This is a genomic window from Rathayibacter sp. AY1H3 (assembly GCF_002932015.1).
Genome location: NZ_PSUU01000070.1, coordinates 1 through 10,844 on the forward strand (window position 1 = coordinate 1; position 10,844 = coordinate 10,844).

Consider the following 10,844-nt stretch of genomic DNA (forward strand, 5'->3'; position numbering starts at 1 on the left):
GCTCGGAGGATCCGCTCCCGCGTCGTCCCGCTCTCACTCATGCTACCGACGCTAACACGCTCCCGTTAGCGCCTCGTCTCCCCGAGAGCGCCGTCGACGCCGTGCGCGCCGGGTACGCGTTCACCGGCCCGGCCCTCGAGCTCGGCGCCCTCGTCAACGGCGACGCGCGGATCGACGTGCCCGTCCGCATCCCGCTCGGCATGCTCAACCGGCACGGCCTCGTCGTCGGCGCGACCGGCACCGGCAAGACGAAGACGCTGCAGGTCCTCGCCGAGCAGCTCTCGGCCCACGGCGTCCCCGTCTTCTCTGCGGATATCAAGGGCGACCTCTCCGGCCTCGCCACTCCGGGCACCGCGACCGACGCGCTGCTCGCCCGCACCCGCGGCATCGGCCAGGACTGGCGGGCGGAGGCGGCCCCCGCCGAGTACTCCGCGCCCGGCGGCATCGGCACCGGCGTCCCCGTCCGCGCCACCGTGACGGGATTCGGCGCGCTGCTGCTCGCGAAGGTGCTCGGCCTCAACCACACGCAGGAGTCGAGCCTCGGTCTCGTCTTCCACTACGCCGAGAGCGCCGGTCTCCCGCTCGTCGACCTGTCCGACCTCCGCGCCGTGCTCACCTACCTCGTCGGCGACGAGGGCAAGGCGGAGCTCGCCGAGCTCGGCGGGCTGTCCAAGGCGACCGCCGGCGTGATCCTCCGCGAGCTGATCGCGTTCGCCGACCAGGGCGCCGACGTGTTCTTCGGCGAGCCCGAGATCGACACGGCCGAGTTCCTCCGCCTCGCCGCCGACGGGCGCGGCGTCGTCAGCCTCCTCGAGGTCCCCGGAGTCGCCGACCGACCGGCTCTGTTCTCCACCTTCCTGATGTGGCTCCTCGCCGACCTCTTCAACGACCTGCCGGAGGTCGGCGACCTCGACAAGCCGAAGCTGGTGTTCTTCTTCGACGAGGCGCACCTGCTCTTCCGCGACGCGTCGAAGGACTTCCTCGCCGCGATCACCCAGACCGTGCGCCTCATCCGCTCCAAGGGCGTCGGCATCGTCTTCGTCACGCAGACCCCGAAGGACGTGCCCGGCGACGTCCTCGCCCAGCTCGGCTCCCGCGTGCAGCACCAGCTCCGCGCGCACACGCCGGACGATGCCAAGGCCCTCCGCGCCACCGTCTCGACCTACCCCGAGAGCGACTACGACCTCGGCGAGGTCCTCCAGGCGCTCCCCATCGGCGAGGCGATCGTGACGGTCATGAACGAGCGCGGCGCCCCGACCCCGGTCGCCTGGACGCGTCTCCGCGCCCCGCTCGGCTCGATGAAGCCCACCCCCGAGGCCGACCGCGAGGCGCGCGCCCAGAGGTCCCCGCTCCTCGCGCGCTACGGCACGCCCCTCGACCGCGACTCCGCCCGCGAGATCCTCACCCGCCGGCTCGACGCCGCCGCCGACGCCGAGGAGGCCCGCGCCGCCGCCGAGCAGCAGGCCGCCGACGACGCCCGCCGCGCGAAGGAGGACGCGCGTCGCGCCAAGGAGGAGACCGCGGACGCCGCCCGCCGCGCGAAGGAGCGGGCCGCCGCCGAGCGCGCCGCCGACCAGGCCGCCGAGCGCTCCCGACGGCGCACGGCACCGACCTCCCGCGGGACCCGCACCACCCGCCGCGACAAGACGGTCGTCGAGGAGGTGCTGGGCTCGAGCGCCGGCAGGACGCTGCTGCGCGAGGTGGTCCGCGGGATCTTCGGGACCGCCCGACGGCGCTGACGCGACCCGGGCCGCTCGGGGAGACGAGGCGCTAACGGGAGCGTGTTAGCGTCGGTAGCATGAGTGAGAGCGGGACGACGCGGGAGCGGATCCTCCGAGCGACGGTCGAGCTGCTGGCGGACGGCGGGCGGGACGCGGTGTCGACGCGGGCGATCAGCGCGGCGGCGGGGGTGCAGGCCCCCACGATCTACCGGACGTTCGGCGACCTGCGCGGGCTGCTCGACTCGGCCGCCGCAGCCGGATTCGCCACGGCCCTCGCCGACTTCGAGCGGAGCGAGGCGCCGGCCGACCCGGTCGACGCGCTCCGTGCCGCCTGGGATCACCACGTCGCCTTCGGACTCGCCGAACCGCACCTCTACGCGCTGATGTTCACCGCACGGCCGGGGGAGGAGTCGGAGGCGGCGCGCCTGTCCCGGGGCGTCCTCCTCGACGCGGTCCGGGCCGTCGCCGAAGCCGGCCGCCTCACCGTCGACGTCGAGCGTGCCTCCCGCCTGCTCCAGTCGGCCGCGCTCGGCTGCACCCTCACGCTGACCGCCCTCGCCGACCCCGACGACGAGCTCTCGTCCCGCTCGCGCGAGTCCGTCCTCGCGGCGATCACCACGGCGGAGGCGGGCCCCACCGATCCCGCCGCCCGTGCGGTCGTCGCGCACGCCGTCGCCCTGCGGACGGCGCTGCCGCAGATCGAGCCCCTCAGCGCGGGGGAGCGGCTCCTGCTCGACGAATGGCTCGAGCGCATCGCCGACTGACGGTCGGCGTCGCCGGAGGGTCCGTATCGCCGCCCTGTCGTCCGCGTCGTCGTAATACGGATGGCGACGGGCACGATCCGGGACCGGCACCTACGGTCGGATCATGTCGCGATCCATAGCCGAACTCTTCTTCCGCCCCGTCTGCGCCGCCTGCTCGGCCCCGCTCGTCGCCCGTCGTGGCGCGTTCTGCTCCGACTCCTGCGCGCGGACGAACCACCTCTACGGCTGATCTCCCGCAATCGGCGCGAGGTCGTCGGCTACGGCTGCGTGTGCGCCGGCGGCGCGAACCCGGCGTTGCGTGAGCGCGCCGCTCCGATGGACGCCTGCACCGGTCGACCGGGCCTCGACGATCGCCCGCACCGGTTAAACAAAACGGTGCCCGTGCTGGCGAGAGCAACGGACACCGTTCGCGGAGGATGGGGGATTCGAACCCCCGAGGGCTTTCACCCAACACGCTTTCCAAGCGTGCGCCATAGGCCACTAGGCGAATCCTCCTGGCACGACCTGAGCCGCGACTCATCGATACTAGCCGGTGTCGGAGGCTCCCGCTGACCACGACCCCGACACGCCCCGCTCTCCTCGGCCGCCGTCGTCGGTTAGACTGTCACCCGGCTCCCCGCGTGGCGCCATCCAGGCCAACTCCCCCAGGGCGGAAACGCAGCAAGGGTAACCGGGCTCTGGCGGGTGCGCGGGGGGTCTTCTTCCGTTAACCGGCAGTTTCTTTCAAGGGCCGCTCGTCCGCAGGGCCGCCGGACTGACGGGGCCGCCTGCTCCGCCGCCCGGCGTCCGCGCCACCGCACTGCCGGCTTGCACCGCTCGAGGAAGCTCCTCCACAGCAGCGCCGCATGCACGCCCTCCCATCCCTGGCCTCTACTCAGCCAGGCGGAGGGACCCCCTCGGTAGGCTGGATCCGATGGTTCAGAGCATCTACATCTCGTCCGCCGAAGGTCATTCGGGCAAGTCCACGGTCGCCCTCGGCGTCCTCGATGCGCTCAGCAGCCAGGTGCAGCGGGTCGGCGTCTTCCGCCCGATCGCCCGCTCCACCTCCGAGCCGGACTACGTGCTCGAGATGCTGCTCGGCCACTCCGACTCGGGCCTCGCCTACGAGGACTGCATCGGCGTCACCTACGAGGACGTCCACGCCGACGGCGAGGCGGCGCTCTCGCGGATCGTCGAGCGGTACAAGGGCGTCGAGGCCCGGTGCGACGCCGTCGTCATCCTCGGCTCCGACTACACGGACGTCGGCAGCCCCACCGAGCTCGGCTACAACGCCCGCATCGCCGCCAACCTCGGTGCCCCGGTCCTGCTCGTCCTCACCGGCCGGGACTCGTCCCGCAGCGAGCAGCTGGGCCAGGCTCCCGCGCGCACGCCGGAGGAGATGCGCCAGATCACGGAGCTCGCCTCGGTCGAGCTGCGCACGGCCCACGCGAGCCTCATCGGAGTGATCGCGAACCGCGCCGATCCCGACACCGCCGCCGACGCCGTCGCCGCGATCCGCGAGAGCATCCCCGCCACCGTCCCGGTCTGGGCGATCCGCGAGGATCCGTTCCTCGTCGCTCCGAGCCTGTCCCGCCTGGTCGAGGCGGTCGACGGCGTCGTCGTCGCGGGCGATCCGGAGCTGCTCGGCCGCGAGGCGCTCGGCGTGGTGATCGCCGGCATGTCGATGGTGAACGTCCTGCCGCGGCTCACCGAGGGCGGCGTCGTGATCGTCCCCGGCGACCGGCCCGAGGTCGTCCTCGCCGTGATCATGGCGTACGCCTCCGGCACGTTCCCCACGGTCACCGGCATCATCCTCAACGGCGGCTTCGAGCTGCCGGAGCCGATCGTCCGGCTGATCGAGGGCGTCGACAGCCGCGTGCCGATCGTGATGACCGAGCTCGGCACCTACGACACCGCCGTCCGCGTCACCGCGGCCCGCGGCCGCCTGGCGGCCGACTCCCCGCGCAAGCGCGACACCTCCCTCGCCCTCTTCCAGGAGGCGGTCGACGCGGTCGAGCTGCTCACCCTCCTCGACGTCGGCCGGTCCGAGGTCGTCACGCCGCTGATGTTCGAGTACGGGCTGATCGAGCGCGCGCGCAGCGCCGACCGCCACATCGTCCTGCCCGAGGGCGGCGACGACCGGATCCTCCGTGCCGCCGCGACCGTGCTCAAGCGCGGCATCGCCCGGCTCACGATCCTCGGCGAGGAGGCCGAGATCCGCGCCCGTGCGGCGGGCCTCGGCCTCGACCTCGACGGCGCGCGCGTGCTGAGCACCCTCGACCCCGAGCACCGCGCGCGCTTCGCCGAGGAGTACGCCCGCATCCGCGCGCACAAGGGCATCACCTACGACCACGCCTACGACACCGTCACGGACGTCTCCTACTTCGGCACGATGATGGTGCAGCTCGGCCTGGCCGACGGGATGGTCTCGGGAGCCGCGCACACGACCGCGCACACCATCCGCCCCGGCTTCGAGATCATCAAGACGAGCCCGGGCGTCTCCGTCGTCTCGAGCGTGTTCCTGATGGCGCTCGCCGACCGCGTGCTGGTCTACGGCGACTGCGCGGTGAACCCCGACCCCACCGAGGCGCAGCTCGCCGACATCGCGATCTCGTCCGCCGAGACCGCCCAGCAGTTCGGGATCGACCCCCGCATCGCGATGCTCTCCTACTCCACCGGCGAGAGCGGAGCCGGCGCCGACGTCGAGAAGGTCCGCGCGGCGACGGCTCTGGTGCGCGAGCGCCGGCCCGACCTGCTCGTCGAGGGCCCGATCCAGTACGACGCGGCGGCCGACGCGGCGGTCGCGGCCTCGAAGATGCCCGGCTCCCAGGTCGCCGGGCGCGCGACGGTGTTCATCTTCCCCGACCTCAACACGGGCAACAACACCTACAAGGCCGTGCAGCGCTCGGCCGGCGCCGTCGCCATCGGACCGGTCCTCCAGGGTCTGCGCAAGCCGGTCAACGACCTCTCACGCGGCGCGCTCGTGCAGGACATCGTCAACACCGTCGCGATCACGGCCATCCAGGCCGCCACCCAGGCCATCGTCCCGCCCACCGCCGCCATCCCCGTGGTGCGCTAGCGGCGACCTGGGAGCCGGGCATCTTCGAGGCCGCGACCGCCGCGTCGGCCGCCGCGTCGTACTGGATCGGGCCCTCGACGAGCAGGTCGGGCCGGCGCTCGCGCACCAGAGCCGTCGCCGCGCGGACCTTCTCGACGTCGGCGCCGGCTCCGCTCTCGCCGGTGGAGTAGGAGAGCATCGCGATGCGGGGGTCGATCCCGAACTGCTGGGCGGGCGCGGCGGAGGGGATCGCGATGTCGGCGAGCTGCGCCTCGGTGGGGTCGGGGTTCACCGCGCAGTCGCCGTAGACCAGCACGCGGTCGGCGAGCGCCATCAGGAACACGCTCGAGACGACGGAGACGCCCGGGCTCGTCTTGATGATCTCGAAGCCGGGGCGGATGGTGTGCGCGGTCGTGTGCGCGGCTCCCGAGACCATCCCGTCGGCCAGGCCGAGCTGCACCATCATCGTGCCGAAGTAGGAGACGTCCGTGACGGTGTCGTAGGCGTGGTCGTAGGTGATGCCCTTGTGCGCGCGGATGCGGGCGTACTCCTCGGCGAAGCGCGCGCGGTGCTCGGGGTCGAGGGTGCTCAGCACGCGCGCGCCGTCGAGGTCGAGGCCGAGGCCCGCCGCACGGGCGCGGATCTCGGCCTCCTCGCCGAGGATCGTGAGCCGGGCGATGCCGCGCTTGAGCACGGTCGCGGCGGCACGGAGGATCCGGTCGTCGCCGCCCTCGGGCAGGACGATGTGGCGGTCGGCGATGCGCGCGCGCTCGATCAGCCCGTACTCGAACATCAGCGGCGTGACGACCTCGGACCGGCCGACGTCGAGGAGGGTGAGCAGCTCGACCGCGTCGACCGCCTCCTGGAAGAGGGCGAGGGAGGTGTCGCGCTTGCGCGGGGAGTCGGCCGCCAGGCGGCCGCGGGCCGCGGTGACGCGGACGGCGGTGTCGTAGGTGCCGAGCTCGGTCATCACGATCGGCACGCGGCTGTCGACGCCCTCGATCAGCCGGACGATCGGCTCCGGCAGCTCGAAGCCGCCGTTGAGGATGATGCCGGTGACCGTGGGGAACGTGCCGGAGGCGTACGCCATGATCACGGCGAGGACGACCTCGGGCCGGTCGCCGGGGACGATCACGACGCCGCCCTCGGTGAGCCGCGGCAGGACGTTCACCATCGACATGCCGGCGATCACCACGCCGAGCGCCTCGCGGCCGAGCAGCTCCGGATCGCCCGCGACGACGACGCCGTCGACCGCCTCGACCAGGCGGGACAGGCTCGGAGCGACGAGGAACGGATCCTCGCGGATCGCCCAGACCGGGACGGTGGCGGGGATGCTCTCGCGGATCGCGGCGACGGCGTCGGCGGCGGTGTCGGGATCGGCGCGGTTCGCGATCACTCCGATGAGGCTCGCGTGGGCCGTGCGCAGCTCGACCGAGGCGAGCTCCGTGATCTGGCGCATCTCCTCCGGCGTGCGCGCGGGAGCCTGGCCCAGCTGCTCGCTGCGGGACGAGTCCCGGCCGGTGAGGACGAGCAGGACCGGGGCACCGAGGTTGGCGGCGATGCGGGCGTTGTAGCCGAGCTCGGTGGGGCTGCCGACGTCCGTGTAGTCGGAGCCGAGGATGACGACGGCGTCGCACCGGGCCTCGACGCCCTTGTACCGCTCGACGATCCGCGAGAGCGCCGCCTCGCCGTCGGCGTGGACGTCCTCGTAGGTGACGCCGATGCAGTCCTCGTAGGCGAGGCCCGAGTCGGAGTGGCCGAGCAGCATCTCGAGCACGTAGTCCGGCTCGGAGGTGGAGCGGGCGATCGGGCGGAAGACGCCGACCCGCTGCACCTGGCTGCTGAGCGCATCGAGGACGCCGAGGGCGACCGTGGACTTGCCCGAATGACCTTCGGCGGACGAGATGTAGATGCTCTGAACCATCGGATCCAGCCTACCGAGGGGGTCCCTCCGCCTGGCTGAGTAGAGGCCAGGGATGGGAGGGCGTGCATGCGGCGCTGCTGTGGAGGAGCTTCCTCGAGCGGTGCAAGCCGGCAGTGCGGTGGCGCGGACGCCGGGCGGCGGAGCAGGCGGCCCCGTCAGTCCGGCGGCCCTGCGGACGAGCGGCCCTTGAAAGAAACTGCCGGTTAACGGAAGAAGACCCCCCGCGCACCCGCCAGAGCCCGGTTACCCTTGCTGCGTTTCCGCCCTGGGGGAGTTGGCCTGGATGGCGCCACGCGGGGAGCCGGGTGACAGTCTAACCGACGACGGCGGCCGAGGAGAGCGGGGCGTGTCGGGGTCGTGGTCAGCGGGAGCCTCCGACACCGGCTAGTATCGATGAGTCGCGGCTCAGGTCGTGCCAGGAGGATTCGCCTAGTGGCCTATGGCGCACGCTTGGAAAGCGTGTTGGGTGAAAGCCCTCGGGGGTTCGAATCCCCCATCCTCCGCGAACGGTGTCCGTTGCTCTCGCCAGCACGGGCACCGTTTTGTTTAACCGGTGCGGGCGATCGTCGAGGCCCGGTCGACCGGTGCAGGCGTCCATCGGAGCGGCGCGCTCACGCAACGCCGGGTTCGCGCCGCCGGCGCACACGCAGCCGTAGCCGACGACCTCGCGCCGATTGCGGGAGATCAGCCGTAGAGGTGGTTCGTCCGCGCGCAGGAGTCGGAGCAGAACGCGCCACGACGGGCGACGAGCGGGGCCGAGCAGGCGGCGCAGACGGGGCGGAAGAAGAGTTCGGCTATGGATCGCGACATGATCCGACCGTAGGTGCCGGTCCCGGATCGTGCCCGTCGCCATCCGTATTACGACGACGCGGACGACAGGGCGGCGATACGGACCCTCCGGCGACGCCGACCGTCAGTCGGCGATGCGCTCGAGCCATTCGTCGAGCAGGAGCCGCTCCCCCGCGCTGAGGGGCTCGATCTGCGGCAGCGCCGTCCGCAGGGCGACGGCGTGCGCGACGACCGCACGGGCGGCGGGATCGGTGGGGCCCGCCTCCGCCGTGGTGATCGCCGCGAGGACGGACTCGCGCGAGCGGGACGAGAGCTCGTCGTCGGGGTCGGCGAGGGCGGTCAGCGTGAGGGTGCAGCCGAGCGCGGCCGACTGGAGCAGGCGGGAGGCACGCTCGACGTCGACGGTGAGGCGGCCGGCTTCGGCGACGGCCCGGACCGCGTCGAGGAGGACGCCCCGGGACAGGCGCGCCGCCTCCGACTCCTCCCCCGGCCGTGCGGTGAACATCAGCGCGTAGAGGTGCGGTTCGGCGAGTCCGAAGGCGACGTGGTGATCCCAGGCGGCACGGAGCGCGTCGACCGGGTCGGCCGGCGCCTCGCTCCGCTCGAAGTCGGCGAGGGCCGTGGCGAATCCGGCTGCGGCGGCCGAGTCGAGCAGCCCGGGCAGGTCGCCGAACGTCCGGTAGATCGTGGGGGCCTGCACCCCCGCCGCCGCGCTGATCGCCCGCGTCGACACCGCGTCCCGCCCGCCGCCCGCCAGCAGCTCGAGCGTCGCTCTGAGGATGTGCTCTCGCGTCGTCCTGCTCTCACTCATGCTACCGACGCTAACACGCTCCCGTTAGCGCCTCGTCTCCCCGAGCGGCCCGGGTCGCGTCAGCGCCGTCGGGCGGTCCCGAAGATCCCGCGGACCACCTCGCGCAGCAGCGTCCTGCCGGCGCTCGAGCCCAGCACCTCCTCGACGACCGTCTTGTCGCGGCGGGTGGTGCGGGTCCCGCGGGAGGTCGGTGCCGTGCGCCGTCGGGAGCGCTCGGCGGCCTGGTCGGCGGCGCGCTCGGCGGCGGCCCGCTCCTTCGCGCGGCGGGCGGCGTCCGCGGTCTCCTCCTTGGCGCGACGCGCGTCCTCCTTCGCGCGGCGGGCGTCGTCGGCGGCCTGCTGCTCGGCGGCGGCGCGGGCCTCCTCGGCGTCGGCGGCGGCGTCGAGCCGGCGGGTGAGGATCTCGCGGGCGGAGTCGCGGTCGAGGGGCGTGCCGTAGCGCGCGAGGAGCGGGGACCTCTGGACGCTCGCCTCGCGGTCGGCCTCGGGGGTGGGCTTCATCGAGCCGAGCGGGGCGCGGAGACGCGTCCAGGCGACCGGGGTCGGGGCGCCGCGCTCGTTCATGACCGTCACGATCGCCTCGCCGATGGGGAGCGCCTGGAGGACCTCGCCGAGGTCGTAGTCGCTCTCGGGGTAGGTCGAGACGGTGGCGCGGAGGGCCTTGGCATCGTCCGGCGTGTGCGCGCGGAGCTGGTGCTGCACGCGGGAGCCGAGCTGGGCGAGGACGTCGCCGGGCACGTCCTTCGGGGTCTGCGTGACGAAGACGATGCCGACGCCCTTGGAGCGGATGAGGCGCACGGTCTGGGTGATCGCGGCGAGGAAGTCCTTCGACGCGTCGCGGAAGAGCAGGTGCGCCTCGTCGAAGAAGAACACCAGCTTCGGCTTGTCGAGGTCGCCGACCTCCGGCAGGTCGTTGAAGAGGTCGGCGAGGAGCCACATCAGGAAGGTGGAGAACAGAGCCGGTCGGTCGGCGACTCCGGGGACCTCGAGGAGGCTGACGACGCCGCGCCCGTCGGCGGCGAGGCGGAGGAACTCGGCCGTGTCGATCTCGGGCTCGCCGAAGAACACGTCGGCGCCCTGGTCGGCGAACGCGATCAGCTCGCGGAGGATCACGCCGGCGGTCGCCTTGGACAGCCCGCCGAGCTCGGCGAGCTCCGCCTTGCCCTCGTCGCCGACGAGGTAGGTGAGCACGGCGCGGAGGTCGGACAGGTCGACGAGCGGGAGACCGGCGCTCTCGGCGTAGTGGAAGACGAGACCGAGGCTCGACTCCTGCGTGTGGTTGAGGCCGAGCACCTGCGCGAGCAGCAGCGCGCCGAAGCCCGTTACGGTGGCGCGGACGGGGACGCCGGTGCCGATGCCGCCGAGCGCGAAGTACTCGGCGGGGGCCGCCTCCGCCCGCCAGTCCTGGCCGATGCCGCGGGTGCGGGCGAGCAGCGCGTCGGCCGCGGTGCCCGGAGTGGCGAGGCCGGAGAGGTCGCCCTTGATGTCCGCAGCGAAGACGGGGACGCCGTGGGCCGAGAGCTGCTCGGCGAGGACCTGCAGCGTCTTCGTCTTGCCGGTGCCGGTCGCGCCGACGACGAGGCCGTGCCGGTTGAGCATGCCGAGCGGGATGCGGACGGGCACGTCGATCCGCGCGTCGCCGTTGACGAGGGCGCCGAGCTCGAGGGCCGGGCCGGTGAACGCGTACCCGGCGCGCACGGCGTCGACGGCGCTCTCGGGGAGACGAGGCGCTAACGGGAGCGTGTTAGCGTCGGTAGCATGAGTGAGAGCGGGACGACGCGGGAGCGGATCCTCCGAGC

At 73.0% G+C, this 10,844-nt stretch carries 8 protein-coding genes, 2 tRNA genes and 2 other RNA genes; 6 read left to right on the plus strand and 6 right to left on the minus strand.

Annotated features, from left to right (window positions below; all coding sequences use genetic code 11):
• The 3 genes from C5C33_RS17400 to C5C33_RS19090 form a co-directional block, all read left to right on the plus strand.
• A partial coding sequence (locus tag C5C33_RS17400; RefSeq protein WP_374953832.1) for a helicase HerA-like domain-containing protein occupies positions 1–1,739 on the plus strand: 1,739 nt, incomplete at its 5' end.
• A gap of 59 nt (positions 1,740–1,798) precedes the next feature.
• A complete protein-coding gene (locus C5C33_RS17405; protein ID WP_104227474.1) occupies positions 1,799–2,485 on the plus strand; it encodes a TetR/AcrR family transcriptional regulator in 687 nt (228 codons plus the stop codon).
• Positions 2,486–2,588: 103 nt separating this feature from the next.
• The gene (locus C5C33_RS19090) at positions 2,589–2,714 is read left to right on the plus strand and encodes a hypothetical protein (RefSeq protein ID WP_258060618.1); all 126 of its coding nucleotides are present in this window, start codon (positions 2,589–2,591) and stop codon (positions 2,712–2,714) included.
• Positions 2,715–2,895: 181 nt separating this feature from the next.
• On the opposite strand, the gene C5C33_RS17410 is transcribed toward C5C33_RS19090, so the two are convergent.
• A tRNA-Ser gene (locus C5C33_RS17410) sits at positions 2,896–2,980 on the minus strand.
• A 112-nt stretch (positions 2,981–3,092) separates the two neighbouring features.
• On the opposite strand from C5C33_RS17410, the gene ffs (C5C33_RS17415) reads away from it, so the two are divergent.
• Together ffs (C5C33_RS17415) and pta (C5C33_RS17420) are read left to right on the plus strand one after the other, a co-directional pair.
• Positions 3,093–3,189: signal recognition particle sRNA small type (ffs, locus tag C5C33_RS17415), an RNA gene on the plus strand.
• Between the two features lie 209 nt (positions 3,190–3,398).
• Positions 3,399–5,543, plus strand: coding sequence for a phosphate acetyltransferase (pta, locus tag C5C33_RS17420; protein ID WP_104261732.1), 2,145 nt, complete (start codon positions 3,399–3,401; stop codon positions 5,541–5,543).
• Here the strand turns inward: pta (C5C33_RS17420) and pta (C5C33_RS17425) are convergent.
• The gene (gene pta / locus C5C33_RS17425; RefSeq protein ID WP_104261733.1) at positions 5,476–7,446 is read right to left on the minus strand and encodes a phosphate acetyltransferase; all 1,971 of its coding nucleotides are present in this window, start codon (positions 7,444–7,446) and stop codon (positions 5,476–5,478) included. The two genes, pta (C5C33_RS17420) and pta (C5C33_RS17425), sit on opposite strands and share 68 nt — an antisense overlap.
• A gap of 209 nt (positions 7,447–7,655) precedes the next feature.
• Positions 7,656–7,752, minus strand: an RNA gene (gene ffs, locus C5C33_RS17430) — signal recognition particle sRNA small type.
• A 112-nt stretch (positions 7,753–7,864) separates the two neighbouring features.
• Here ffs (C5C33_RS17430) and C5C33_RS17435 point away from each other — a divergent pair.
• Positions 7,865–7,949, plus strand: a tRNA-Ser gene (locus C5C33_RS17435).
• Between the two features lie 181 nt (positions 7,950–8,130).
• Here the strand turns inward: C5C33_RS17435 and C5C33_RS19095 are convergent.
• The 3 genes from C5C33_RS19095 to C5C33_RS17445 all read right to left on the minus strand — a co-directional run.
• Positions 8,131–8,256, minus strand: a complete 126-nt coding sequence (locus tag C5C33_RS19095) for a hypothetical protein (RefSeq protein ID WP_258060618.1) — start codon at positions 8,254–8,256, stop codon at positions 8,131–8,133.
• A 103-nt stretch (positions 8,257–8,359) separates the two neighbouring features.
• Positions 8,360–9,046, minus strand: a complete 687-nt coding sequence (locus C5C33_RS17440) for a TetR/AcrR family transcriptional regulator (protein ID WP_104261734.1) — start codon at positions 9,044–9,046, stop codon at positions 8,360–8,362.
• 59 nt (positions 9,047–9,105) lie between these two features.
• Positions 9,106–10,844, minus strand: a 1,739-nt coding sequence (locus C5C33_RS17445) for a helicase HerA-like domain-containing protein (protein ID WP_374953833.1), incomplete at its 5' end; no start/stop codon positions are given.